This window comes from Variovorax sp. 3319 (genome assembly GCF_031456585.1).
Classification (GTDB): Bacteria; Pseudomonadota; Gammaproteobacteria; order Burkholderiales; family Burkholderiaceae_C; genus Variovorax; species Variovorax paradoxus_P.
The window spans coordinates 1-24,074 of sequence record NZ_JAVDUZ010000016.1 but is presented as its reverse complement, the minus strand read 5'-3'; the positions used below and the strand labels follow the sequence as shown (position 1 = coordinate 24,074).

General features: G+C 62.8%; 22 protein-coding genes and 2 pseudogenes. 10 read left to right on the top strand and 14 right to left on the bottom strand.

The window, feature by feature from the left end:
- Window positions 1–74: 74 nt before the first annotated feature.
- Window positions 75–1,163, bottom strand: a complete 1,089-nt coding sequence (locus J2X67_RS25900) for an NADP-dependent oxidoreductase (RefSeq protein ID WP_309957731.1) — start codon at window positions 1,161–1,163, stop codon at window positions 75–77.
- Here J2X67_RS25900 and J2X67_RS25895 point away from each other — a divergent pair.
- Window positions 1,044–1,982, top strand: coding sequence for a helix-turn-helix domain-containing protein (locus J2X67_RS25895; RefSeq protein ID WP_309957730.1), 939 nt, complete (start codon window positions 1,044–1,046; stop codon window positions 1,980–1,982). The two genes, J2X67_RS25900 and J2X67_RS25895, sit on opposite strands and share 120 nt — an antisense overlap.
- 15 nt (window positions 1,983–1,997) lie before the next feature.
- On the opposite strand, the gene J2X67_RS25890 is transcribed toward J2X67_RS25895, so the two are convergent.
- The 8 genes from J2X67_RS25890 to J2X67_RS25855 form a co-directional block, all read right to left on the bottom strand.
- Window positions 1,998–2,576, bottom strand: a complete 579-nt coding sequence (locus tag J2X67_RS25890; RefSeq protein WP_309957729.1) for a class I SAM-dependent methyltransferase — start codon at window positions 2,574–2,576, stop codon at window positions 1,998–2,000.
- 35 nt (window positions 2,577–2,611) lie between these two features.
- Entirely contained in the window at window positions 2,612–3,409 is a 798-nt protein-coding gene (locus J2X67_RS25885; protein WP_309957728.1) for a hypothetical protein, read from the bottom strand.
- Window positions 3,410–3,602: 193 nt separating this feature from the next.
- Window positions 3,603–4,010 carry a hypothetical protein gene (locus J2X67_RS25880; protein WP_309957727.1) on the bottom strand — a complete coding sequence of 136 codons (408 nt, stop codon included), beginning with the start codon at window positions 4,008–4,010 and terminating at the stop codon, window positions 3,603–3,605.
- 130 nt (window positions 4,011–4,140) lie between these two features.
- Window positions 4,141–5,454: an MFS transporter gene (locus J2X67_RS25875; RefSeq protein WP_309957726.1), complete on the bottom strand. Its 1,314-nt coding sequence runs from the start codon at window positions 5,452–5,454 to the stop codon at window positions 4,141–4,143.
- 374 nt (window positions 5,455–5,828) lie between these two features.
- The gene (locus tag J2X67_RS25870; RefSeq protein WP_309957725.1) at window positions 5,829–6,770 is read right to left on the bottom strand and encodes a LysR substrate-binding domain-containing protein; all 942 of its coding nucleotides are present in this window, start codon (window positions 6,768–6,770) and stop codon (window positions 5,829–5,831) included.
- Window positions 6,771–7,843: 1,073 nt separating this feature from the next.
- Window positions 7,844–8,170, bottom strand: coding sequence for a type II toxin-antitoxin system RelE/ParE family toxin (locus J2X67_RS25865; RefSeq protein WP_309957724.1), 327 nt, complete (start codon window positions 8,168–8,170; stop codon window positions 7,844–7,846).
- Complete coding sequence (locus J2X67_RS25860; protein ID WP_309957723.1) at window positions 8,167–8,430, bottom strand: type II toxin-antitoxin system ParD family antitoxin; 264 nt, start codon at window positions 8,428–8,430, stop codon at window positions 8,167–8,169. Before J2X67_RS25860 ends, J2X67_RS25865 begins: the two co-directional genes overlap by 4 nt.
- A gap of 265 nt (window positions 8,431–8,695) precedes the next feature.
- The gene (locus tag J2X67_RS25855) at window positions 8,696–9,439 is read right to left on the bottom strand and encodes an SDR family oxidoreductase (protein ID WP_309957722.1); all 744 of its coding nucleotides are present in this window, start codon (window positions 9,437–9,439) and stop codon (window positions 8,696–8,698) included.
- A gap of 119 nt (window positions 9,440–9,558) precedes the next feature.
- On the opposite strand from J2X67_RS25855, the gene J2X67_RS25850 reads away from it, so the two are divergent.
- A complete protein-coding gene (locus J2X67_RS25850; RefSeq protein WP_309957721.1) occupies window positions 9,559–10,506 on the top strand; it encodes an AraC family transcriptional regulator in 948 nt (315 codons plus the stop codon).
- 159 nt (window positions 10,507–10,665) lie between these two features.
- On the opposite strand, the gene J2X67_RS25845 is transcribed toward J2X67_RS25850, so the two are convergent.
- Together J2X67_RS25845 and J2X67_RS25840 are read right to left on the bottom strand one after the other, a co-directional pair.
- Window positions 10,666–11,175, bottom strand: coding sequence for a hypothetical protein (locus J2X67_RS25845; protein ID WP_309957720.1), 510 nt, complete (start codon window positions 11,173–11,175; stop codon window positions 10,666–10,668).
- A gap of 48 nt (window positions 11,176–11,223) precedes the next feature.
- Entirely contained in the window at window positions 11,224–12,192 is a 969-nt protein-coding gene (locus J2X67_RS25840; protein WP_309957719.1) for a LysR family transcriptional regulator, read from the bottom strand.
- A gap of 100 nt (window positions 12,193–12,292) precedes the next feature.
- Here J2X67_RS25840 and J2X67_RS25835 point away from each other — a divergent pair, with 100 nt between their 5' ends.
- Together J2X67_RS25835 and ggt are read left to right on the top strand one after the other, a co-directional pair.
- A complete protein-coding gene (locus J2X67_RS25835; protein ID WP_309957718.1) occupies window positions 12,293–13,279 on the top strand; it encodes a tripartite tricarboxylate transporter substrate binding protein in 987 nt (328 codons plus the stop codon).
- A gap of 92 nt (window positions 13,280–13,371) precedes the next feature.
- A complete protein-coding gene (gene ggt / locus J2X67_RS25830) occupies window positions 13,372–15,042 on the top strand; it encodes a gamma-glutamyltransferase (protein ID WP_309957717.1) in 1,671 nt (556 codons plus the stop codon).
- A gap of 27 nt (window positions 15,043–15,069) precedes the next feature.
- Here ggt and J2X67_RS25825 read toward each other — a convergent pair.
- A pseudogene (locus J2X67_RS25825) lies at window positions 15,070–15,445 on the bottom strand (integrase core domain-containing protein); the annotation flags it as partial.
- A 178-nt stretch (window positions 15,446–15,623) separates the two neighbouring features.
- Here J2X67_RS25825 and J2X67_RS25820 point away from each other — a divergent pair.
- The 5 genes from J2X67_RS25820 to J2X67_RS25800 all read left to right on the top strand — a co-directional run bounded on the left by J2X67_RS25820 (window position 15,624) and on the right by J2X67_RS25800 (window position 20,681).
- Window positions 15,624–15,893 carry a type II toxin-antitoxin system RelE/ParE family toxin gene (locus J2X67_RS25820; RefSeq protein WP_309957716.1) on the top strand — a complete coding sequence of 90 codons (270 nt, stop codon included), beginning with the start codon at window positions 15,624–15,626 and terminating at the stop codon, window positions 15,891–15,893.
- A 79-nt stretch (window positions 15,894–15,972) separates the two neighbouring features.
- Complete coding sequence (locus J2X67_RS25815) at window positions 15,973–16,287, top strand: HigA family addiction module antitoxin (protein WP_281147525.1); 315 nt, start codon at window positions 15,973–15,975, stop codon at window positions 16,285–16,287.
- Window positions 16,288–16,889: 602 nt separating this feature from the next.
- On the top strand, window positions 16,890–17,294 hold the full coding sequence (locus J2X67_RS25810; RefSeq protein WP_309957715.1) for a DUF6088 family protein: 405 nt from the start codon (window positions 16,890–16,892) through the stop codon (window positions 17,292–17,294).
- A 404-nt stretch (window positions 17,295–17,698) separates the two neighbouring features.
- Window positions 17,699–17,947 carry a hypothetical protein gene (locus J2X67_RS25805; RefSeq protein ID WP_309957714.1) on the top strand — a complete coding sequence of 83 codons (249 nt, stop codon included), beginning with the start codon at window positions 17,699–17,701 and terminating at the stop codon, window positions 17,945–17,947.
- A gap of 775 nt (window positions 17,948–18,722) precedes the next feature.
- Window positions 18,723–20,681, top strand: a complete 1,959-nt coding sequence (locus tag J2X67_RS25800) for a PAS domain S-box protein (protein WP_309957713.1) — start codon at window positions 18,723–18,725, stop codon at window positions 20,679–20,681.
- 741 nt (window positions 20,682–21,422) lie between these two features.
- Here the strand turns inward: J2X67_RS25800 and J2X67_RS25795 are convergent.
- Window positions 21,423–22,382, bottom strand: coding sequence for a tripartite tricarboxylate transporter substrate binding protein (locus J2X67_RS25795; protein ID WP_309957712.1), 960 nt, complete (start codon window positions 22,380–22,382; stop codon window positions 21,423–21,425).
- A 215-nt stretch (window positions 22,383–22,597) separates the two neighbouring features.
- Between J2X67_RS25795 and J2X67_RS25790 the strand changes: the two genes are divergently transcribed.
- A complete protein-coding gene (locus tag J2X67_RS25790; protein WP_309957711.1) occupies window positions 22,598–23,692 on the top strand; it encodes a Zn-dependent alcohol dehydrogenase in 1,095 nt (364 codons plus the stop codon).
- A gap of 151 nt (window positions 23,693–23,843) precedes the next feature.
- Here J2X67_RS25790 and gudD read toward each other — a convergent pair.
- Window positions 23,844–24,074 (bottom strand): annotated as a pseudogene (gudD, locus tag J2X67_RS25785) (glucarate dehydratase); the annotation flags it as partial.

Sequence of the window (24,074 nt, the reverse complement as noted above, 5' to 3'; positions counted from 1 at the left end):
GCGTCGGTTTGCCAAATTTCGCAGTCCGACAGCCCCCGGGGCTCCGGCCTCGCGGATCACCCCGGGAGCCCGCGCTACCAGCCATTCTGAACGTCGATCACGACCTTCCCGATCGTCCGGCCACTCTCGATCTGCGCGTGCGCCAGCGCCAGTTCGCGCACAGGCCAGCGATGGCCGATGTGTGCGCGAACGCCGTGCTCCAAGGCCAGTTGCACCACACGGCCGAGCGCGCGTCCCTGGCTACGGGGGTCGATCGCCCACAGCGACTCGGCTCCCATCACGTGGTAGACCAGCGATGCCGCTTTTGGAAAAAGCCTGTCGGCGACCGTGCCCTGCGTCGGCACGATCGAAACGAGCACGCCCAAAGGCGCCAGCGCTTCCATCGAGCGCATGAACACATCGCCGCCCACGTTGTCCATGATGATCGGCATGCCGCCTGGCCCCGCTTCGGCCCTGCAGGCCTGAACGAAATCCTGTTCGCGGTAGTCGCACACTCTGTCGGCACCAAAGCGCTTGCAGGCCGCGACAGATGCGTCGGATCCCGCAGTGGCCCAGACTTCGAAGCCGAGCGCCCGCGCCAGCTGCAATTGAAGATGCCCGACGCCCCCTGCGCCCGCATGGATCAGCACGCGCCGCGCGTGCGTAATCGACTGCGCGCGCTCCAGGCATTCAAGCGCCGTCACGCCTGCGAGCGACAGCGCGGCAGCTTCGGCATGCGACCAGTCGGACGGCTTCGGCTGCAGGGATCGCTCGTCGACCAGGACCCATTCGGCATTTGCGCCCTGCCCCTTAAGGCTCGGTGAGCCGAACACTTCATCGCCCGGCGCGAATCTCGTGGCACACTCCCCAACGCATTCCACCACCCCCGACACATCGTAGCCGAGCACCACCGGGAAGGTCCGCGCGATCACCCGTTGCGCCGAAGGCGTGCGCGCTCGGATGTCCGCCGGATTGACACTGCTGCACACGACACGCACCAGCACTTCGAACGGGCCGGGCTTCGGTACCGGGAGCTCCAGTTGCCCGAGTTCCGCACTTGTTCCATGACGAAGAATTCCAAACGCCTTCACCGTTCCTCCTCTTGCGTTGATGTTCCTTGCCTTGAAGTGGCAAGTCACCAGCGTAGTGGCGGCGGGGTTGAGCGTCTTGTACGAAACCGACATGGTGCGGTGCTTCGGATCCATACGCTGGGAGCGCCCGCGATCTCAATTCCAGGCCTGGTGTCGATCGTGGACGTGTGCGGGCGAATGGGCGACGCCGATTGGACGGGCAGAACTCTGCCGGCCAATGTGGCCGTACTCAGCGTCACAACAAGGGGAGAAATCGCGAGCGACAAAGACGACCGCGCCGCGCCCGTTCTCGCGCTCACGGGTGCCGCCACACGTGCAGGCCGCTACGCCGTTTCGCGTGACGTTGCGGTGACGCTCGCCCTGCTTGATCCCCGCTGGATCTGCACCGTGGGCGCGACGCCCAGTTCTGCATGCACCGATCGAAGGTTGAGCATGACGGACCTGGCACCGGCTCGGCATTGCAGACGGCTGTTGTCGGCCATGCGCGAAGCAGGCAACGCACACGGTCGCTCGTGGGTTCTTCTGCATTGGTTGGAAGACGCCTGGAGGCAGGCAGCAGGTCGCTCGACGCCGCGCGCCGGTCCGGGGTCAGCCGGGCCGGGATCTCTTCGCAACGCCAGCCCAAGATCTCAGCGCCAGCGGGAGCGCGTCTTTCTCCGCGAGCATGGTGTTTCCATGTCTCGCTACAGAAGCATCGAGCGCTTCCAGCACGCCGTGGCCGGTCTGGCAGGTGGTCAGTCCGGCGCCGCACTGGCCCTCGAAGCGGGCTACGCCGACCAAAGCCACATGTGCCATCAGGTGCGCAGCTTGTCCGGGCTCGCGCCTACACAGCTCAAGCGTGCGCTTTCGGCGGGCTTGTTCACAGCCACGTATGCCGCGATGCCGGGGTTCGAAAAGCAGCTGGTGCTGTGAACGCTCTGACGATGCTCAGGCAGCCTTCTGCGCGATCACTTCCCAGAGCGACTTCTGCCGGAAGTACTTCCCCGTTGTCATGTGCTCCAGCGAAATCACGCGCCATGCGGGACCGAACAAATCGGCGGCAGTCTCCCGGTCAAAGAACCGCTTGGTCTGCCCCTCGAACTCGAAATAGTTGGTCTCGAGTTCCACACCATGGCCGGCCCCGAAGTTCCGGTCCTCGGTGGAGTTCAACCGGCACAGCAGCACGCCATTCTCGCCCAGGGCCTTTTGGATGCCGTCGACGATAGCGAGTGTCTCCTGCCATGGAAAGTAGTGGAGCGAAAGGCTGGCGATCACCGCGCCGACCGCCCCATCGCCAACTGGAAGGGGCGCGCGCGCATCGCGCCGCATGACCCGCGCTCGGGGCACTCGCAACTTCGTCGCGGCCACGCAGGCTGCCGAGAGATCGAAGCTCACGACGTCGAAGCCGGCCTCTGCAAGCGTCGATGTGTCGTCCCCATAGCCGCAGCCGATCTCCAGCACCGGGGAGGATGCGCTCCGCTCCGCGATCAGAGCTAGCCAGCGGTCGAGCCAAGGGTCGGAGAACATGAGCTGTATTGTGGTTGCTGCCGCGTGCAAGGCGATCAGGGTCGCTGAACGTGCGAAGCCGCGTGGAGGCTGCGCTGGAGTCCTTTCCATGGGAGGCAACCCAGCCCCGCGCGAGGGCCTGCGGAGCCGGTCGCGAGCGCGCAGTCGCCGCCGTCGCTCCATTCCACCACCGCCATGGGCTTGGACCTGAATGCGGATTTCGGATCGGGACTTTCCACCTCTTTGACTCTTGCGATCATCACGAAGGGGCGATCCGAAAACAGCGGCAGTTCGGGAGGTATCTTCTCTATCCTGATGTAGGCATTGCCCGAAGTCGCAATCGCCGAATCTGCGCTGCGCCGCTCAAGCAACCGGAACGGACCTGCAATCGTGGCGCCTTTGAGCAGGTGCGGGTTGTCCGCCAGGAGCATCAGGCCATCGGGCCTGAAACTCGAATCGATGCGGGTAAGCCATCTCTCGACCAGCCGGTGGACTTCATGTTCCTCCGCCTCAAAGTTGGTCTGTGCCGCCTGCAGATCGACCCGGGCCTTGGCCAGATCGGCCGCCCGCGAGGCATTCTGGCGCTGCACCCTGGCGATCTCTTCCCGGTTTGCTTCTTCCCAGATCGCATTGGTCGCCTCGCACTCCCTCACCGCCTGGGCGCGCGCCGCCGGCGAGGGCGCCCACTTCCCGGTGCTGTTCTGCCGTGCCTCCTGCTCGACCTCTTCGCTGCAGCGGCGCAGCTGCTTGCGCATCGGCTTGATTTCAGAAAAGTCGCCGCGCAGGGTCGGGGAGGGCCGCCCGGTGCCGTGTTCATATGGGGGTGCCGGCGGCGCGGGCAGGACGGTGGCCATCAACACCGAGTGCATGCCGAATGCGGCAAGGGCAGCGGCGCGTGGCCACCCGGCGGCTTGCCGCAGCCATGCGCCGCCGCGTTCGAAAGAGTAAGGAGGCATGAGAGGCTGGACAATCCGGTGAGAGAAGGTGATTGGAGCAAACCGCCATGGACACTGTCCATCGTCCTCCCCGCGGCGTGTCGAAGGGGGTTCAGAGACTCTGATCCAGCGTCCTGACCATTTCCAGAATGGCCCGGGACGCATCGCCTTCGAGCAGAAGCGGCTCGGCGATGGGCTGCGGATTGTGGTTGATGTATTCCACCGGCTGAGCCAGCACCGCCGCACCTGACGCGGTGTACCAGACGTCCAGGCACACGGCGCTGGTGTCCGGCTCGTCATCGTCATCAAGGCAGAATGGCAAGGCTGAGATGGCTTCGAAATCCTGCCGATGGAACGCCTCCACCAGCTCGGCGCTTTCGCAGGAGAAGTAGCGGAAGCCCTGGCGCACTTTCTCCGCCGTCTCCTTGTATTTGATCTGGCTCATGATCAGCCACTTCGTTTCCTTGTAGAAGCGAGGGTGTGAAAGCACGAAGTCGTCGAGGTAGGGATGAGATGCCATTTTGCGAATTGAGCCGTTCCGCACATGCGGTCGGTGTCGAATTTCGCAGATGGCGGGCGCACTTTCACTCCTGCTTGTGCAGGGTTCGCAAAGGGCTCTGCGAAGAGCCCACACGGGGCGCTCGCGCGATCTATCCCCGGTCGCGCGCGTTGCTTTCAGGCAGTGCCATCATCGCGACAAGCGTGACAAGGCTGGTTCCCGCGACATACCAGGCCGGCATCAGGGGACTGCCCATGAACTCCGTGAGCCACGCCACGACGAACTGCGTCGACCCGCCGAAGATGCATACCCCCAAGCCGTAGGCGATCGCCAAGCCGGTGGCCCTGACACCTGCGGGAAGCAACTCCGGAATCGCAGCGAACGAGCCCGCAGCACTGAGTGCGGTGAGCGCAGCCAGCGTGGAGGCCACGAGGACCAGCAAGACGGCGCTGGGCCAGTGCACCAGCAGCATGAACGACGGCACCGTGATCAGCGCAGCGACGGCCCGGGGCCACACCATGACGCCTTTGCGTCCGCACCGGTCGCTGAGCCAACCACCCAGCAATGCGAAAACGCAGGTTGCCAGACCGCTCGCAAGCGTGGCACTCAGCGCGCCACCCGTCGACAGCTTCAACGTCGTCATCGCATAGGTCGTCATGAAATTGACGACGTAGGTGGAGACCGTCGCACCCGCCACCACGAAAACCGAAAGAACAATGGTGCGCCGGTGCAAATGAAGTTCCGAGCCTGCCCAAGTGCCAGCTTTTGCGCAGGGGGCCAAGAGCGTTTCTGGCAGCCGGCGTCTCGCATACAGGGCGACGGGGATCATGACCAACCCGACGAGGAACGGGACTCGCCATCCCCAACTTGCCATTTGCTCCGGCGTGGTGATCGCGTGCATGGCGATCCCGGCGACCCCAGCGACGAATGCCGCGGCCCCCTGGCTGGCCAACTGGAAACTGGCAAAAAGTCCCCTGCGCCCGAGAGGGGCGGATTCGACCAGAAATGCCGTCGTGGGTCCAATCCCTCCACCGATGGCGAAGCCCTGCAGGAGCCGAAATGCAACCACCGCCGCAGGCGCGGCCAGCCCGATGGCAGCATAGGACGGTGTGAGCGCGAGCCCCAGGGTTGACAGTGTGATGAGCCACATCGTCCACAACATGGCCGGTCGCCTTCCGACCCTGTCGGCATACATGCCGACGAGAACGCCGCCCAGCGGCCTGGCAATGAAGCCAACGCCGAACACGGCGACCGAGAGTAGCAAGCTCGTCGAGGGCGAGGAAGCCGGGAAGAACGCCTGGCCGATGAACACCGCGAAAAATGCGTAGGTGACGAAATCGTAGAACTCTAGCGCGTTGCCCAGGACGGCCGTCGCTGCGTATCCGCGCGGGACGCTGTTGGCGGAGCTTGGAAGCGAGAATGAAGCGGATTCGTTTGTCGCGGTTCTGGAAAGCGCATGGACCATGTATGGATGCTATCGGTATGGATGGCACAAAGAACTTGAGTGGGGCTGGCAGGTTACCCGCAAGCGCTGGAACGGTTCACCGGTTCGGCGGCCGGCTGTGCAGGCAAATTGCTCATGTGGCGGCAAGCGAACGCCGGCAGCGCTTCGCGGGAAGGGGCCGGTTGGATCTCCCGCCAGTCAATTCCTGAGCGCCACGGCGTGGCCGAGAAGCGCTGCCGACGATCGCATACCTAAACACGCGGGGGCCACGCTCCGCACGGAAAGCGAAAGCCGCCAAAACTCGTCGGGGCCCCTGAGCAGTAGAGCGGCCCAGTGCGCTCCAGCGCCCGTTTGAAGTGACTTAGATCGTGAGTCGCCCCCGGCCGGGCGAATGATCATTCAGGGACCCAGGGAGGTAGCTGCTCCAGCAGAAACTCGTACAAGCAATTGGCCCCCCTTGGCAGTTCGCGGCTTGACCGCTCCAACCACATTTCGGATGACGGCAACTTCGGAAAGCCTTCCTCGGGCGTCAACACTCGCATGTCCGCCACCGGACTGATCGTCGCCTCTTGGAAGACCCCGACCGCCAATCCCGCTGACACGGACGCCTTCAGCACCTCGACGCTGGAGCTCTCCTGCACCACCACCCACGGATGACCCGCGGACGCCAGCGCCTCTTGCGCCCATCGCCTGAGAAGCGACCCTTGCGGAAGCAGCGCGAGGGGAACGGGCCGCTTGTGGTGAGGCGAAGCATTTGTCGACACCGCCCACACCACCGGATCTTTGCGGAGAAGGAGACCGTTGCCCTCGCCGCCTTGGAAGGCGTTGATCGTGAGATCGAACGCCGGTCCAAGCTTTCGTTGCATGTCCTCCGCAACGCCCACCTGCAAGTCGATGTGAATGGCAGGGTAGAGCTCCGAGAACCGGGCCAAAAGAGACGGCAACACTGTGGTGGCATAGAGGTTCGTCGCGCCGATGCGGACCGAGCCACTGACGACGCCGGGCCGCAACTTGTCCATCGCTTCATTGTTCAACTCCAGCAATCGCCGAGCGTAGTCGAGCAGCACCTTCCCCTGCTCCGTCAATCTCAGCTGCCTGGTAGGTTTCTCGAAGAGATCGATCCCGGTGCAATCTTCAAGGCGCGCGAGTTGTTGACTGATCGCCGCTTGGGTGCGATGCAGGAATTGCGCCGCAGGCGTGTAGCCGTTGCATTCGACCACCGCAACAAAGGCGCGCAGCAGTTCGGGAGCGAGAAGACGCCCTCGCAGCATGTCCTTGCTAGCTGCAGCCCGTTCGCGCGCTTTAAGGCGCAACGGCGATCGCAACTGGGGGTCCAAATTCATTCTCTTTGCACAACGACTATTTTCACAGGACCAGTTTACGCGAACGGCCATAGCAAAATGCAACGAGCGCGACTGCAATGAGCTGCGATTGAGAGCTCGCGCGCTCGATAGCCTCCTCAGGCTTCAAAAAGGGAGAGTGGACTTTCGAAACTATCACGAACTGTTATCCACTTCATAAGTATCGATTGTTTGCAGTGTCTGGCGTTCACAAATACGATGCTTAGAACAAGCCGTTTCAGTCAGCATGAACATATGATTTGGAGATCTGCAATCCTAGCTACTGGCGCCTTCTGGGTGTCGAGCGCAATGTCGGCGTCCCCAACGCCAATAGAAAAACTCGTTGCCGACAAAGAATTCTGTGCGTACATGGTTTCACTTCCGGAAAACGAGAGCGAAATCTTCCTGTCTCGCTACAAAGCTGCAATGGATGCAGCCATCTTCTTTGTCCAAGACAAAAATCCAGGAGCAACGGACACTCAGGCTATATATTCGCTGAAGGCAAAGTGCGATGAAGCCCTTGACCGACGGACCCATTACGAGAACTCTATCGACACGGATTGAGATATCCGATGCCGATCACCACCGAAATTAACCCGACCAACGCACCGATTTCCGTCAAGACGGACCACGTGAAACCTATCCTGCGCATTTTTTAATTCAGGGGATCTGAAGTGATAGCTGCGCCGACATTAAGTGTCATCAGACGCTGAGGCCTGAGCGAGCAGATGTCTATCCGCGATTGCACGGCGTACTCGCCTGTCTCTCGACACCGTGAAGGACTACCCGCGCGCTACGAACGCCGCGCTATGCCAAGCGGGCGAGCCTGAGCAAGCTTCACCCCTGCGGAAAAGCTCGCGATCTGGCCCGCGATCGCGGCCACCAAATCGCGGAAACAGCGGCGCGATCTGCGCCGATCCACACAAAGGAGCACATCAAGCACTTGCCCAGATCGTGAAGCCGTTGGGCTCACAAAGCGGGCAAGTCGGTTCGATCGAAATCTCGGGTCAGAGACGGGTGGAATCAACAAACCGGCGTTGAAGCTCGCCTTCCCCGCCTGAAAGTCATGCTCAAGGCTCCAGGGCTTGCATCCATGCAGGTATGTCACGCTTCCCATGAAGGAGGCGCCAGACGTCGATGCATTCAGATTGCTCGAAGTAGAAGACCAGGTACGGAAAGCGAGTCAACGGCCAGAACCGCAGTCCTGGCAAGTCGAGCTCATGGGCATAGCGGGTCGAGCCAGTGCCAGGGTGCCGGCTGATGTGGCCAAAAGCCTTTTCGAGCTCGGCGATGAAGCTAAGCGCGGCGGTACCTGCATCTTCACTCAGGTAGTACGCGATCGCGTCGTCAATGTCTTGGTTTGCGAGTTCCCGCGGGATGATTGTCTTCGCATTCACAGGCCTCGGAGCCGGTCAACCGTCTTGCCGCCCGCGATGCGCACCCTCTCTCGCAAGCTCTCGAAGTAGGTTTTGTCCGCCTCGGCGGCCGGGGCCGAGAGGCCCCCCTGGACCAGGAGCATGCGCAACTCGCGCCGCTGTTGATCTTTTCGAATGAGTTCCCGCACGTATTCACTGCTCGTGCCGTAGCCGCGTTCGACCACTTGCTCATCCACGAATGATTTCATGGCTTCCGGAAGGGAAACGTTCATGGTGCTCATCGGGGAAGTCTACGTTGTTTGCCAAAATTTGGCAACTTCGTTGGCGCCGCAATTCGACGGTCAAATGCTGCGCGTGAGCAGGCCGCCGCCCCACGGGCTCGAGCACGCCTCAGCCGTGGCATCGACCCTTGACGACCCCACCGTCTATCCGGAAGCCGAAATGCCGGGGCTACATCCAGACCTGAGCGTCAGCGCGCTTGCCGTTGCAATGTGAGGTTCTCGCCCACAGCAGCCGTTCAAGCCCGGAATGTGAAGGCGCGGTTATTCAACTCACCTTGGCCAGGGCTACGGCATCGGCCCCCGCCGCAAAGTGCAGCCGCTCCGATTGGTCGTTGGTGGCTTGCCAGACCACTTCGGCCACGTCCTGTTCGGTCGTAATGGCCGCCGGTTGCGCGTAGGCGGCAAAAATCGGCCCCGCAAAAGACATGTATGCCTCCGGGATCAAGCCCTCGATGCGCGCTGCACCGTTCTCGGCGAAGCGCGTGGTGGGAGCGTAGCCCGGCTCGACGAGCTTGACGCGCACATCGAAAGCCGCGAGTTCTAGGGCCACCGAGCCGCTCAGGCCGGTGATGGCGGTTTTGCTGGCCGTGTACACGCCTGCCAGCGGCATAGCCGCTAAGGTGACGCTGGAGGTCACGTTGACGATAACGCCCGAGCGACGCTTCCTGAACTGCGGAATGACGGCCTGCATCATGGCCATGACGCCGAACGTGTTGGTCTCGAACACCTCTCGCGCCAGTGCCATAGACGTCGCTTCCAAGGCGCCGATCACGCCGATGCCGGCGTTGTTGACGAGCACGTCAATGGGGCCGGCGGCCTCAATGGCCCCGGCAATGCTTTCGGGCTTGGTCACGTCGAGCGTCAACAGGCGGAGCCTGTCCGACGTCGGCAGAAGGTCTTCGCGCAGCGTGCGCATGGTGGCGATGACGTTCCATCCCTGGACGAGAAAGTGGCGCGCGGTTTGCAGGCCGTAGCCCGAGGAGCAGCCGGTGATCAGAACAGTTTTCATATGCAGATTCTGTGAAGCGGTGAAGAGGAGACCTCACGATATCGCCCCAAGACCGGACTCGAAACCTGCAACAATCCGCTTTTTTTTAGCCATCGTCCAATTCGCCGGCAAAACAGGCCATGAGTGATCCGCTCGCCGAAGTCGTCCGACTGCTGAAGCCGCGCGCAGTCTTTGCCAACCTCATCAGCGGCAAGGGCGACTGGGCGGTGCGCTATGCCGAGTACGGACAGCCCAGCTTCTGCATCATGCTGGAGGGCCAATGCCTGCTGGCCGTCGACCGGCACGAACCGGTGACGCTAAGCGCTGGCGACTTCGTGCTGTTGCCTTCCACCCCGCCCTTCACCATCTCCAGCTTCGGCCCGGCGCCGTTGATTCACATCGACCCCAAGGTCGTGCCCGGTGGCGAGGGAGAGCGGCGCCATGGCGACATGGCAGGCGAGCCGGACATGCGTTCGCTCGGTGGGGCGTTTTTGTTCGACGGGACCGACCCTAAGCTGCTCGTCGCCTTGCTGCCGCAGTTGGTCCATGTGAAGGGTTCGGAGCGACTGGCGCAGCTCGTGCGTATGGTGGGCGAGGAGTACCAGGCCCTCCAACCAGGCAAGGAGCTCGTGTTGTCGCACCTGGTCGGCATGCTGCTCATCGAAGCGATGCGCTATACGACGGCCGGCACGGCACCACCTGGCATGCTGCGCGGGCTGGGCGACACGCGCCTTGCACCAGCGCTCCAGCAAATGCATGCAGATATAACACGCGCCTGGACGGTAGGCCAACTGGCCGAAGTCGCCGCCTTGTCCCGTTCGGCCTTCTTCGATCGCTTTACACGCACCGTCGGCGCGACGCCAATGAACTATCTCCTGCATTGGCGCATGGAGATCGCCAAGGACCTGCTGCGTCACCGCCGCCTGGCTGTTGCCGACGTGAGCGAGCGTGTCGGGTACGGGTCGACCAGCACCTTCAGCGTGGCGTTCTGCCGGCATGTCGGCACAACGCCCCGTCGGTATGCGCAAGGTGGCAGAACGTCGGGCGCTCAAGCTGCTGCATTTGCTGATTGCGGTCATGCCATGTAAGGCGTGTTGGAAGCGCTTGAAGGTCTAGTTGCGGCCGACAGTGCCGATTGCGATCGGCAGAACTAGGGGCCAGGAGCGTCACGATCGCATCCGCGTACCCAGTGATCGCAACCGCCAGCACGTGGCGCTCGTCAGGGTCCGGTAGCCTCACGCCCTCGATCAGGTGTTCGTAGCCGGAGACGAGGCAATCCGAATGGCGTCCTCCATGGCTTGGGCGGCGGCCGCAATCTGAGCTCCCATACCATGCCGGTCTCGCAGCAAGCTGCGTGTCCACTTCTCGCGGAGGTGGACTGACCACTTCGCGCTATAGAGGTCCGCGTCGGCCAGGCTGAGCAGCACATCGCGCAGCAACGCCGGATTCAGGACGTTGGCATCGAGCACTTCTGTGTACTGGGCGCTCCCCCGCCACTCGCAGTTCCTCGCCCATCTCCTGGGAGAGGTCGTTCGATCGTTTGAGAGCGCCGGCCGATCGCTGCTTCTGCGCGTCCTTGTAGCGCATGAGCTCTTCGATCTCGATGCGGCGGTGCCTGTGATCAGCCGGCACTTCAGCCGGCCAGCCTCGATCTCGTTGATCACGAAGGGACGCGACACATTCAAAAGTGCCGCAGCTTGCTGCGTTGTGAGTTCCAACTTCTGCGGGACGAGCATCATCGGCTCGCGCTTGGCCATCTTGCGCCACCCCGACAAGCGACGACAGCCACATCGCTAGCGCGGGGGCTAAGCGCTGGACAGCGCCTGCACTGGCGCGGCAGGCAAGCTCCGCGCATGCGCCTTCAGGCAGGCGATGAAATCCATGAGTGTGGCTGAGGCGTGTTCGCGGTTCCACACCACGGTGATCGGGCCGAAGCGGATGTTCGAATCAATGGCGACCTTCCTGAACAGCCCCAGCGAGGCCATGTAGTCCGCCATGGATTCCGCACATACGCCGACATAGTCGCCCTTTTGCAGCAGTGCCTGCATCATGGCCAGCGAAGCGGTTTCTGCCTTGGGCACCAGCCACGATGCTTGTTGCTCGATGAGATAGGCATCCATCTGGATGCGAGTGAGCGTGCCAAGGGGCGGCATCACCCATTGCTCCCGCAGAACGTCGGCAAAGCCCAGCGGCTGGTCGCTGTTCCAGTGCTTGCTGCCCTGGCCGATGACGATGCTCACCTGGTCGTCGAAGAGCACGTGATGCGCCAGTTGCGGCTGGTGCGCCCGCGCATCCAGAACGCCGATCACGGCGTCCATGGCACGCGTGTCCAGGCCCTTGAGCAGGTCGTCGAACAGCCCGTCATGGATGGATACGGCCACATCGGCATGGCGCTGCTGGAACGCGGTCACGGCTTCGGGCAGGCCGCCGGCGATGCCGGCCCAGACGCTGCCCACGTTCACGCGCGGCACGCGTCCCGCGGCCACCGCATGCATTTCGCGGCCGGTGCGGGAGATGTCGCCCAGCACGGTGATGGCCAGCCGCTTGAGCAGATGCCCCGCAGGCGTCAGCTGCACCTTGCGCCCGCGCACCATCAGCGGCGTGCCCGCCACGCGTTCCAGTTCTGCCAGCCAGTGCGACATGGCAGATTGCGTCATGTGCAGCCGCGCCGCCGCCTCGGTCAACGTGCCCGCTTCGTCCAGCACCAGGAAGGATTCCAGATGCCGGACCTTGATGCTCCGCGCCCAGGAGAGGCCTTCTGAACGTTCAATCATGAGTAAAGCTTCATATATGCATTTTGCTTTTTCACTAGGCGGTTGTCAGGGTTGTCATGAAAATTACTTCATCTTTTTATCAGACCACCGAGGAATTCCTGTGCCTAAAGCAATCACGAACGCCTACAAGATCCTGATGGGCATCGCGGTCGCGGCCGCCACGGCCACCACCGTGCACGCCCAAGCCTCCTACCCCAGCCGGCCCGTGCGGCTGGTGGTATCGCAGGCCCCGGGCGGCAGCAGCGACACGATCGCGCGTATGTGGGCCGAGCACGCTGGCAAGGCCATTGGCGCCACCATCGTGGTGGAGAACAAGCCGGGTGCAGGCGGCATCATTGCCGCGCAGACTGCGCTGAACGCGCCCGCCGATGGCTACACCCTGCTGTTGGGCAGCGTGTCGCTGATGGTGCTCAACCAATTCACCTACAAGCCGCTGCCCTACAACCCTGAGAAGGATTTTGTGGGCGTGACCATGCTGACCACTGTGCCGTTCGTGCTGTTAGCCAATCCGGCCACGGGCATCAAGACGCTCAAGGATCTGACGGGAAAAGCCAAGGCAGCGCCCGGCAAGCTGAACTTCGCGTCCGCCGGCCTGGGCAACTCCACCCATCTGGCGGTCGAGCTCGTGTCCAACGCCCTGGGCATTTCGATGACTCACATCCCCTACAAGGGCGAGGCCGACGGCATCCTGGCCACCATCGGCGGGCAGACCGAAGTGATGGCCCCGGTGTATGGCACTGCCCTGCCCCACATCAAGAACCACAAGCTCAATCCACTGGCCGTGTTGTCACCGCAGCGCACGCTCGAGTTGCCCGAGGTGCCCACGCTGGGCGAGTTGGGCGTGAAGGGCTTTGACAACATGGGCTGGAGTGCCGTGGTGGCACGCACCGGCACGCCGCCCGAGATCGTGGAAAAACTCAACACGGCGACGGCAGACTTCCACAAGAGTCCCGAGGTGCAGGCCAAGCTCAAGAGCATGGGCGTGATTCCCATGTCAGGCCCTTCCGCTCTGGTCATGGAAACCGCTGCGCGTGATGCCAAGGCCTGGGGTCCCACGCTCGGGGCGCTGAACCTCAGCGCCAAGTAGGCCGGCGGCAACGCAAGCGCCCTCCTCTTCTTCCTCCCACCTTCACTCCTTGGAGTCTCGGAGATGCAGCAAGGGGCTCGTCCTCACACCTCATGAAAAAAGAAGCAATGGTGGTCTGCCCACAGCCGGAAGCCGCCGAATCCGGCATCGACATCCTGCGCGCAGGTGGCAACGCGGTGGATGCCGCCGTGGCCACCGCGCTGGCGCAGACCGTGGTCGATCCGCTGATGTGCGGCATCGCAGGTTTCGGCACCGCCGCCGTGTACCTGCCCGGCGCGCAGGTGCATGAATATTTCGACTTCCACTCGCCTGCGCCGCTGGCGGCCAGGGAAGACATGTGGGAGCACTTGTTGGAGGGCGAGACCAAGGACGGCTTTGGTTTCATCCTCAAGGGCCGCGTCAACGACATCGGCCCCCAGTCCATCGGCACGCCCGCCACGCTCAAGGGCCTGGAGGCCATGCACCAGGCGCACGGCCGCCTGCCGTGGCAGCAGGTGGTGGAGCCGGCCATCCGATGGGCGGCGGACGGCTACTTTGTGCGGCCCGGCATGCACGCCTTCTGGATCGACGAGCCCACGATGGGCCGCGTTGGCAACCTGGAGCGCCTTCAGTATTGCGAGGACAGCCGTCAGCTGTACTGCCGCCCCGACGGCCGCCCCAAGCCCATCGGCGCGCCGCTGCGCAACGAGGGCATGGCCGCCGTGCTGCGCCAGATTGCCGAGGAAGGCGCGCGCCCGTTCTACGATGGCGACCTGGCGCACAAGATGGTGGCGCATCTGCAGTCGTTGGGCGCGCTGATCACGGGCGAGGACTTGGCCCGCTATGAGGTGCAGCGCAACGCGCCCTTGGTGGGCCGCTACCGCGACCGCACCATCACGACCAACCAGCCTCCGGGCGGCGGCGCCATGCTGCTGGAGATGCTCAACATCCTCGAACACTTCGATCTGGCGAGCCTGGAGCACAACAGCCCCGCTTACCTGCAAACGGTGTGCGAGGCCATGAAGAAGGCCACGATCGACAAGGACCGCTGCATTGGCGATCCAAAGTTCTTCGACGTGCCGCTGAACCAGTTGCTGTCCAAGGTCATGGCCCGCGACGTGGCCGAGCAAATCCGCACGGGCCATCGCTTCAACGTGGAGCGCGTGAACCCCGGTGCGCCCGTGCCGCGCGACACCACCCACCTGAGCGTGGTGGACGCCGACGGCAACGCCGTCTCCCTGACCCACTCGCTGGCCATGCCCTCGGGCATCATCACCCCCGGGATGGGCTTTCTGTACAACGGCTGCATGGGCGTGTTCGACCCGCGCCCGGGCCGCGCCGGCAGCATCCAGCCGGGGAAGAGCCGCTTCACTTCGTCATGCCCCACCATGACCTTCAAGAACGGCGAACTCGACGTGGTACTCGGCGCCCCCGGTGGTACGCAGATCGCGATGGGCGTGCTGCAGGTGCTGCTCAACGTGATCGACCACGGCATGGAGATGCAGGCTGCCGTGTCGGCGCCGCGCTTCTCGTCCACCAGCAATGCCATCGACGTGTGCAATCGCATTCCGCGTTCCACCACGCGCACACTGGAAGCACAGGGCTATGGCATCGGCCGCAACCCTTACAACTACACCATCGGCTGGGTTCACGGCGTGCAGGTACAGGCCGATGGCCTGCACGGCGGCGCCGACCCGGGCCGCGATGGCGTGGCGTACCGGCTGCGCATGGAGCCTGCTCGCGCTGATCGGCCGGGTCCGAATTGTCGTGGGGCGCTAGACTGATCGTGCCCCCGTATTTCAGGACACGGGCTATTCGCAATGTAGCGTCTGCTCGATCTGAGCATCGCGCTGCTTCGCAGCGCGATGCTGCCTGAACTACCTGGGTGATTTCATCTTCAATGCAGAGTGCGGACGCACCTCATTGAAGTGCTCGAAGGCTGCGGCCATCCGCGCTATCACCGTTCTCGCGTCGGCAAGGTCCATGCGGCTGAAGTAGTCGCGCTTGTACGTGTTCACGAAGCTGTCGGCCATGCCGTTACTCTGGGGCTGCACATGGGCGTGTTGAGCGGGGGCTCAGACCTAGCTGTTGGGCGATCTGCCGGGTCTCAGCCGCAATGTGCGCGCCCCCTTTGTCCGAGAGGAACTCCAGGGCGTGCGTACTCTGCGGGTCGTCGTGCACGAGACCACCAGGAGCACTAGCAAGAGTGCGCCAGGCCTCGGGAGGAAATGGGACGCGGCGCCAACTTGTCGGTGTGCTGGTCGCGCCAGCTGGGCAAGTTTCGGCGGACCGACGCTTGTTCCCTGCTGAGTCGCTCGATTCATAACGCTTGACGTATAACGTTCAGCGTTATAAAATCTGCTGAGTGGCAATTAAATCCTTTTCCGACGCAGATACCGAACAGCTTTTCGTCACCGGTAAGAACCGCAGGTTCGCAGCCATTGCCAGCGTGGCGACGCGCAAATTGACGCAGCTTGATGCGGCCATCATGAACGACGATCTGGGCTCGCCTCCCGGCAATGATTTGAAGTTCTACGACGGCTTCTGGCATATCCGGATCAATGACCAGTGGCGGCTTGCGTGGCAATGGACCGGCGACGGCCCGGAGAACGTGAAGATTTACGACCCACATTAGCGCGGGTCGGGCGGCGCAAATGCTCGAAACTTATTCTTCGCAAGACGCGACAGCCCTCAGGGCAGAAAGGCAAGAAGCCATGTTTAAGAATGGAATGCGTCCGGTTCATCCCGGCGAGATTCTTCGTGAGGACTATCTGGCTCCCCTCAACATGAGCGCCAACGCGCTCGCAAAGGAATTGCACGTTGGCGCGCCGACGGTGAACGAGATCGTTCGTGAGCGCCGTGGCGTGTCCCCGCTCATGGCACTGCGCCTGTCCCGCTACTTCGGCGGTTCGGCGCAGTGGTGGCTCAACATGCAATCCGTCTACGATCTGAAGATCGCGGAGAAGGATGCGGCCAAGCAGATCGAACGTGAGGTGCGCCCGCGCCAACGCGAGCATGCGGTGGCATGACTTCGATCGCATCAGATTGCCACTCCCCATTCTGAAGACAATGTAGAGAGTAGCCGTCCGCTCCATCAGGATGCCTTGCTATTTCGGGGCATCTGATAGAGGCGCGAAGACAAAACGGGCCTCGGGCGCGCCGTGTTGGATTCCGCTGATCTCTGACCCTTAGGGGGTGCGGATAAAAATTGGACTGGTTTTATGTCGCAAGTCCCAGGCTCACCCGGTTTCGGCGCTGGTAGAGGCAATGGGAAAAGAGAAATTGCTCAGTGAGACGCGTCGATGATGCCGGCCGCTGTCACTGCTCAATGGCGCTTGGCCAAGACGGGCGTCTACGAGAGCGGTTGATGCAGAGGCACCGTGTCGAGTATTGGCGTGCGCAGTCGGGGCGAATGGCCCGGCGGGCGTGACCTCTCAGCCTAGAACCTGTTCGCGCATGCGGCAGTTCTTCAAAACCTAACCGCCAGGCTCGAAACTTCAACGCTGTTGGGAGAAATTCCCCGGCCCCACACCGACTTTCTCAAAGCGTCGAGCTTCTACTCTCCTGAGCACCGGACGTGTCGCAGAGCGGCACTATGTCAGAAGCGAAGATGTAATTCTGACATCGTGAAATGATGATGGCCACACTTCCCGAATCCATCGTGCTGCACGCCAAGTCCTTGCCTGAGGGAGGCGTGCTATCGCCCAAGGAGTTCCTGCACCTCGGAAGCCGCGCGGCCGTCGACCAAGCCCTGTCTCGGCTCACCAACGAAGGCAAACTGCTGCGCGTCGCGCGCGGAACCTGCGTCACTCCGGTGTCGAGCCGTTTTGGAACACGCGCGCCGGCGCCAGAGAAGGTGGTGAACGCGCTGGCGGCCCAAAACGGCGAGGTCGTGACACCGCACGGCGCTAACGCAGCCAACGCGGTGGGATTGACCCGGCAGGTACCAATCCGCGAGGCCTACCTGACCTCGGGACGCACGCGCAAACTCAAGCTCGGACGCTCCGAAGTCATGGTGAAGCATGCCCCGCACTGAATCGGCGAAGAGGCACTGCGTGGCTGAGCACTACTTCGCTCTGAGCAAGGACGATCAGGGCGAAGTCCTGGAACAGGCCCGTGCAAGACTGGCTGGTGGAATCCAACATGCTGTGGTCTACCTCCGTGTGCTCGCTCCAGATCTGGCGACGCAGGCCAATACGCCATCGATATGCCGACCACCTCGCTTCGCTGACGTTGCTTCAAGCTGCCGTCCCACCGAGCCAAGCTGAACCGCCCCATCGCGCTCCGCGAGCAGCAGGATTATCTAGAAGTATTCTGCAGAAGATGGTTGCCGTGCAAAAGCAATGGACTGCGAACAAGCAACATTAAAGACTTACATTTGATGCGCCAAAGATAGCCAGCGTTTTTTGGTCCAGCAAGAGCCGTCACTCGGAGAGTCGAATGCCCTACTTGTTCTTGTTAAGGCTGCTGCATCTGCAGCTTCCATTGCGGATCACCGATCCTGAGGACTTGCAAGCTATCTCGGTGCTTCTTGCCACCGGCTTGATTGATGCCGAGATCGAGACATTACATTCAACGCCCCGCTATGCGGCGTCCCGGGCCGCCATGGTGCTTCGAATCACCGAGGCAGGTCATGCCGAGGCGCGCACGATGTGGGATACCCGAACTCACAGTAACGGCAAGGGCTGAGCGGGCCTGATCCCCCGCTCGGCAGTCAGCGTACGCGACTCATTCGCGCGCCGCCCGCAGGTCGTCCGGCGCCCGCGTCTGCTTTGCCCGGAGGCCCCCAAGCACTAAGTCATTCCAGTCCCGCCTGCGCGATAGATCCGGAGCGCGATGCAGTTCACCGACCCGATTTCCGCTTCATGCAGGAGTTCGCGCTCGGTTGTGATCGCAGCTTCCTTGTCGAAGACATCATTCGAACTGACCGCTCTGTGCATGGCTCCTACGCCGCGGCACTCGAAAAGAACGCACCAACTTCCGCCGTGAAGCACGGCAGCTTACGATGGAGCATGGACGATTCGAACGTTTTCGACGTTTTGGTTGGTTGCGAGACGCACAGTGCCAGATGCTGAACATCGGTCCCGTCTGCTTCTTCTCACTGACGCAACACAGAAGACAAAGTGGAGGCAGTGGGTGTGGAGCTACTCGCCTCCGAGCGCATGCAGCGTCTCTTTTTGGTCTCTTGCAATTGGAAATGCATGTCGAGTCGACGTGCCTTGCGAGGAGACGCTGGTAGCGGGGGAGCACGGCCAGGCGTGCCGGGTAGGAATATCCTGTCTTCTTGAGGTGGCGAGAATCGCAGTCTGACCCGAGATGTCAAAATCCCGGCCGGTTGGCGAGCTGGCGCCCGCTATCGAAGGCAGCTGCCGGGATCTCAAGGGCCCTCCTCTCCCGAACAGTGGAATCCCGCTGATCGGGGCGTGGAGGCCCGGTTCAATTTACAGCCGCCTAGAAATCAGCCATGGACACCAGCGACCTTCCCGATGACAGCAGGCAGATTGAACTGCAACGTTTCGAGTTGCTCGTTTCGGCAATCCACAACTACGCGATCTACATGCTGGACCCACAGGGCCATGTGGTGAGCTGGAATGCCGGCGCCGAGCGCTTCAAGGGATACGCGGCTGCCGAAATCGTGGGCCACCACTTTTCGCGCTTCTACGCGCCAGAAGACCGCGAGGCGGGAATTCCCGAGCGCGCCCTGCAAACCGCACAGAAGGAAGGAACGTTCCAGGCCGAAGGCTGGCGGCTGCGCAAGGACGGCACGCGCTTCTGGGCGAACGTGGTCATCGACCCCATTTATTCCGCCGATCGGCGCCTGCTGGGCTTTGCCAAGATCACCCGCGACGTCGGCGATCGCAAGGCCGCGGAGGAGGCACTCCGCAAAAGCGAACAGGAGTTCCGGCTGCTCGTGCAGGGCGTGACGGACTATGCGATCTACCTGCTCGATCCAAATGGCCTGATCACGAAATGGAACGCAGGCGCTCAGCGTATCAAGGGATATGCCGAGGCTGACGTACTCGGAACCCATTTTTCACGCTTTTATACGCCGGAGGACCAGGCCATCGGGTTGCCCGCTCAAGCCCTTGCCATTGCGTCGGCAGAAGGCCGCTTCGAGCAGGAAGGCTGGCGGGTCCGCAAGGACGGGAGCCGATTCTTCGCCCACGTGATCGTCGATCGGCTTCATGATGACGACGGAAGGTTCTTTGGCTTCGCCAAAATAACTCGCGACGTTACAGAACGTCGAGAGGCGGCCGAGGTGCTCAAGCGCACGGAAACGGCGCTGATGCAGGCGCAGAAGATGGAGTCCATCGGCAAGCTCACGGGCGGCGTCGCACACGACTTCAACAATCTGCTGCAAGTCATCGCTGGCAATCTGCAGCTTTTGGCCCGGGACGTGGCAGGAGTGGAACGGGCCGAACGGCGCGTCGAGAACGCGCTCGCCGGTGTGCGGCGAGGGGCCAAGTTGGCCGGGCAGCTGCTGGCTTTCGGTCGCAGGCAGACGCTCGAGCCGAAGGTCGTGAATCTCGGCCGCGTCGTGCAGGCCATGCACGAGATGCTGGAACGCGCTCTGGGCGACGCTGTGCTGCTGGAGACCACCGTTGCCGATGACCTTTGGAGCACGTCCGTCGATGTGGCGCAGGTCGAGAATGCTCTATTGAACTTGGCCATCAATGCGCGTGACGCCATGGAGGGGTCGGGCAAGCTCACGGTGGAGATTGCCAACGCGACCCTCGATGCCGCATATGCCCTTGTACATGCCGAGGTCGTCGCCGGAGACTACGTCATGCTGGCCGTGTCGGACACCGGCGCGGGCATGCCGCCCGAAGTCATGGCACAAGCTTTCGATCCGTTCTTTACGACCAAGCCAGAGGGCAAGGGCACGGGCTTGGGACTTTCCATGGTGTACGGCTTCGTGAAGCAGTCGGGCGGCCATGTGAAGATTTACAGCGAGTTGGGCGACGGGACTACCGTCAAGCTCTATCTGCCGCGGTCACGCAGTCCCGAAGAGGAAGTGGCCTCACCAGACATGGGCCCGGTGGTGGGTGGGAGCGAGACGATCTTGGTTGCGGAAGACGACGAGCACGTGCGATCCACTGTGGTGGAGATGCTGCAGCAACTGGGCTACAAGGTGTTCGCAGCGAGCGATGCCGAGCAGGCACTCGCCGTCATCCAGAGCGGTATCAAGATCGACCTCCTCTTCACCGATGTCGTGATGCCAGGTCCCTTGCGCAGCCCAGACCTGGCGCGCAGGGCGCGCGAACTGGTGCCAGGGCTTGCGGTGCTGTTCACGTCGGGCTACACCCGGAATGCCATCGTGCACGGCGGACGCCTTGACCCAGGGGTAGAACTGCTCGCCAAGCCGTATGCGCGCGAAGATCTCGCCCGCAAGGTCCGGCACACGCTCGCGAATCAGCGCTAGCGGGCGTTAGCTCGTGCCGGCGAGAACGGCGTGACTCCGGTGGTGTAGCAAGGAGAGTCTGCACTTCAATGGTGGTCGAAGACGATGACATCATTCGTGCGGCAACTGCAGAGATGCTGATTGCACTTGGCCATGTGGTGACGCAAGCGTCCAGCGGCGAGCAGGCGCTTGCGGATTAGAGAGGCACCCAGGTATTCATGTCCTCATGGTGGATGTCGGACTGCCCGGGATGTCGGGTACGGCGCTCGCAGAAGCCGCTTGCCGACGCCTGCCTGGCCTGGTGGTGGTGTTCGCTACAGGGCAAGATGTCGCCCTTCTCCCCACAACGCTCAATTGCTTGTTAAGCCCTATGACCGGCAGGCCATCGGTGAAGTAATGCGCAGGGTGGCGATGGACGTTGCTCGTGCAACGTAAATGATTCGGGCACGCACCTGCTGGCTTCGAGGATCGGACGCCAGGCTGGTACACGCTGCTGGAGCGCTTCATTACCGGACCGTCCAGTTTCCACAACGCCGGACTGCGACGGCGCATTTCGTCGGTTGGATGGTTCGTCAATACGACCATCCTTCGTGCGAGGCTCGGTCCTTGCAAGTTCGCAGTACCGTCGGGCCCGAACCCTCGACAAGAAAGAGATCCGCCACGCCAGGCCCAAGGTATCGCCGAGCTTTTCCAGCACCGCGACCGCTTCGCTCCCGATTTCGGTGGCGATCCACACAAGCCGCAGTCCCGTGCCTCCCCTTGCTATTGACCCGCTTTCGGCAGGTTCAGGCTCTTCACAATGGGGTTCCAGCGTGCGATCTCTGCGTTGAGAAGCCGCTCCATGTCTTCAGGACTTCCACCTTGTGGCTCCATGCCGATGGCCCGCGCGCGCTCGACGAAGGCCGGATCCACAATCACCTCGTTGATCGATTTGTTCAGTCGGGCCACCACATCCCTGAGGGTGGCCGCAGGCGCGGACAGGTAGTAGCGCAGCGGCGCCTCGAAGTCGTAGCCGAGCTCCTTGAAGGTCGGCGCTTCGGGTACCTGTGGCAGGCGCCTGGCGTCCATCACCCCGAGCACGCGGAATTTTCCGGACTTGATGTGCGGCAAGGAGCTCGTGATCGAGGTGCCGTACACATCGATGGAATTGCTGAGCATCGCCTGGATGGCGGGTGCGTCGCCGTTGAACGGTATGTGATTGGTGCGAATGCCAAGCGACTTCTCGAACGCCACGGGTGCCAGGTTGCTCAGGATCGCCGCGCCCGGGGAGCCGCGGTTGATGGCGCCCGGGTTCGCGCGGGCGTAGTCCACCAGTTCCTTGATGTTCTTGTACGGCAGTTCGGTGCGGCCGACGATGATGGTCGGCTGGTACGCCACCTGCGACACCGCCGTGAAATCCTTCTGCGGATCGTAGGGCAGCTTGTCGAACAGGACGGTATTGGTGCCGAGCATGCCGACGAACGACATGACCAGGGTCTGTCCATCCGGCCGGGCCTTCGCCACGTAGTCGGCGGCGACCACCGCGCTGCCGCCGGGCTTGTTCTCAACGATGGTACGTGCGCCGCGCTTCGTCAGTTCGTCGGCCAGCAGCCGCAGGTAGGCGTCGGTGCCGCCGCCCGCGGCGAAGGGCACCACGATTTTGGTCGACTGTTGCTGCGCCATGGCGGCACCGACCATCGATGTGATCCCCAGGATTCCGAAGAAGAGTCTGCGGCGGTTCATGGTTGTCTCCTGTTCTTTCCTGTTGGCGCACCTGGCGGGCGGGATGCCAACCCGGGCGCACGAATTATTTGGGGGCATGTGCCCCGCGGCTTCTCGTGAGGTGCAAACCAACTTTGCACAAGGCTCAGGGATTGCGTGAAACGGTCCTCCTACACTGCTCCAGGCGCGGCTTGCCCGCCTGCCTTCCCACAACCCACAGGAAGTCCCCCAAGACCATGCGAGCAGCAGTCCTCGAAGAATTCGGCCAGCCTTTGGTGATCCAGGACGTGGCGATCGGCGCGCCGGGGCCGAACGAAGTTCTCTTGCACACGGCGGCCGTCGGCCTGTGCCACAGCGACCTGCACTACATGCAGGGCATGCGCAAGATCCCGCTCCCCGGCGTGCTCGGCCACGAAGTGGCCGGCGTCGTCGCGGCGGTCGGCAGCGGCGTCAAGGACCTGCAGCCGGGCGACCACGTGGTCGGCGCGCTGTCGGTGTTCTGCGGCACCTGCATGCAGTGCCTGGGCGGCCGGTTCGCTTTGTGCATGGACACGGACGTCAAGCAGCCTCCAGGGAAGGCCCGGCGGTTGTCGCACGCAGGCGAGCCCGTCAGCCAGGTGTTCAATCTCTCGGGTTTCGCCGAGCAGATGCTGGTGCACCGCAACGCACTCGTGAGAATCCGCAAGGACATGCCGCTCGATTGCGCGGCGCTGCTGGGCTGCGCGGTCATCACCGGCACTGGCGCGGTGTTCCGCAGCGCCCGGGTGCCAGCCGGTGCATCGGTGGCGGTCGTGGGCTGTGGCGGCGTTGGCCTGGCGGCCGTCAATGGCGCCAGCATCGCCGGTGCCGCGCGGATCATCGCCATCGATAACGTGCCCTCAAAGCTGGAGCTCGCGCGCAGGTTCGGCGCCACCGACACCGTGCTCGCGAGCGAGGGCGACGTCGTTGCGAAGGTCGTCGAGCTCACGCAGGGCGGTGTCGAATTCTCCTTTGAGTGCATCGGGATCGCAGCCACCGTGGAGCAATGCTTCAAGATGCTGCAGCCCGGCGGAACAGCGACTGTCGTCGGCCTTTTCGCGCCGGGCGTCAAAGCTTCCATCGAAGGCAGCGACTTCTTCCTGGAAAAAAGGATCCAAGGTTCGGCGCTGGGTTCGGCGCGCATCCGCGAGGACATTCCGCGGCTTGTCGAGCTCTACATGCAGGGCCGGCTGAACCTCGACGACCTGGTGTCGCGTCGCATCCGCCTGGAAGACATCGACGAGGGCTTCGCTGCGATGACGCGCGGCGAGGTCGCCCGCAGCGTGATCGTGTTCGATGGGGTCGGCGCTTGACTGCCGTGCAGCCTTGTCTCCCGTGGGCGATCTGGCTTGAGTGAACGGCGCGGCGGGCGGCGTCGACTGCGCGATCTGCAAGGCCGGCTGGAAGCCATTGCCAGTGCCGACGCCACCGACAGGCGCGGCCGGCGCCGTCTTTCGACCTGCCTCAGCGCACCATGCAAGGCTTTTTATTGTCGAAAGTCCATCCCGGAATCAGGTATTGCATGGCCTGCGCATCGTTGCGAGCACCCAGCCCGTGCTTCAGGTAGAGCTGGTGCGCCTTCTCGACTTCGTCCATGTCCAGCTCGATGCCCAGCCCGCCGCGGGTCGGCACCTTCACGAAGCCGCCTTCGATCTGCAGCGGCGCCTTGGTCAGGTGCTGGCCGTCCTGCCAGAT

Excerpts from the sequence above, each read along its gene's own strand:
- J2X67_RS25860 (WP_309957723.1), bottom strand. The coding sequence starts at position 8,430 with ATGAGCACCATGAACGTTTCCCTTCCGGAAGCCATGAAATCATTCGTG.
- J2X67_RS25805 (WP_309957714.1), top strand. The coding sequence starts at position 17,699 with ATGCCCTACTTGTTCTTGTTAAGGCTGCTGCATCTGCAGCTTCCATTG.
- J2X67_RS25810 (WP_309957715.1), top strand. The coding sequence starts at position 16,890 with ATGATGATGGCCACACTTCCCGAATCCATCGTGCTGCACGCCAAGTCC.
- J2X67_RS25850 (WP_309957721.1), top strand. The coding sequence starts at position 9,559 with ATGAGTGATCCGCTCGCCGAAGTCGTCCGACTGCTGAAGCCGCGCGCA.
- J2X67_RS25880 (WP_309957727.1), bottom strand. The coding sequence starts at position 4,010 with ATGGCATCTCATCCCTACCTCGACGACTTCGTGCTTTCACACCCTCGC.
- J2X67_RS25795 (WP_309957712.1), bottom strand. The coding sequence starts at position 22,382 with ATGAACCGCCGCAGACTCTTCTTCGGAATCCTGGGGATCACATCGATG.
- J2X67_RS25845 (WP_309957720.1), bottom strand. The coding sequence starts at position 11,175 with ATGGCCAAGCGCGAGCCGATGATGCTCGTCCCGCAGAAGTTGGAACTC.
- J2X67_RS25890 (WP_309957729.1), bottom strand. The coding sequence starts at position 2,576 with ATGTTCTCCGACCCTTGGCTCGACCGCTGGCTAGCTCTGATCGCGGAG.
- ggt (WP_309957717.1), top strand. The coding sequence starts at position 13,372 with ATGAAAAAAGAAGCAATGGTGGTCTGCCCACAGCCGGAAGCCGCCGAA.
- J2X67_RS25800 (WP_309957713.1), top strand. The coding sequence starts at position 18,723 with ATGGACACCAGCGACCTTCCCGATGACAGCAGGCAGATTGAACTGCAA.
- J2X67_RS25895 (WP_309957730.1), top strand. The coding sequence starts at position 1,044 with ATGACGAAGAATTCCAAACGCCTTCACCGTTCCTCCTCTTGCGTTGAT.
- J2X67_RS25885 (WP_309957728.1), bottom strand. The coding sequence starts at position 3,409 with ATGGCCACCGTCCTGCCCGCGCCGCCGGCACCCCCATATGAACACGGC.
- J2X67_RS25855 (WP_309957722.1), bottom strand. The coding sequence starts at position 9,439 with ATGAAAACTGTTCTGATCACCGGCTGCTCCTCGGGCTACGGCCTGCAA.
- J2X67_RS25875 (WP_309957726.1), bottom strand. The coding sequence starts at position 5,454 with ATGGTCCATGCGCTTTCCAGAACCGCGACAAACGAATCCGCTTCATTC.
- J2X67_RS25790 (WP_309957711.1), top strand. The coding sequence starts at position 22,598 with ATGCGAGCAGCAGTCCTCGAAGAATTCGGCCAGCCTTTGGTGATCCAG.
- J2X67_RS25840 (WP_309957719.1), bottom strand. The coding sequence starts at position 12,192 with ATGATTGAACGTTCAGAAGGCCTCTCCTGGGCGCGGAGCATCAAGGTC.
- J2X67_RS25815 (WP_281147525.1), top strand. The coding sequence starts at position 15,973 with ATGTTTAAGAATGGAATGCGTCCGGTTCATCCCGGCGAGATTCTTCGT.
- J2X67_RS25900 (WP_309957731.1), bottom strand. The coding sequence starts at position 1,163 with ATGTCGGTTTCGTACAAGACGCTCAACCCCGCCGCCACTACGCTGGTG.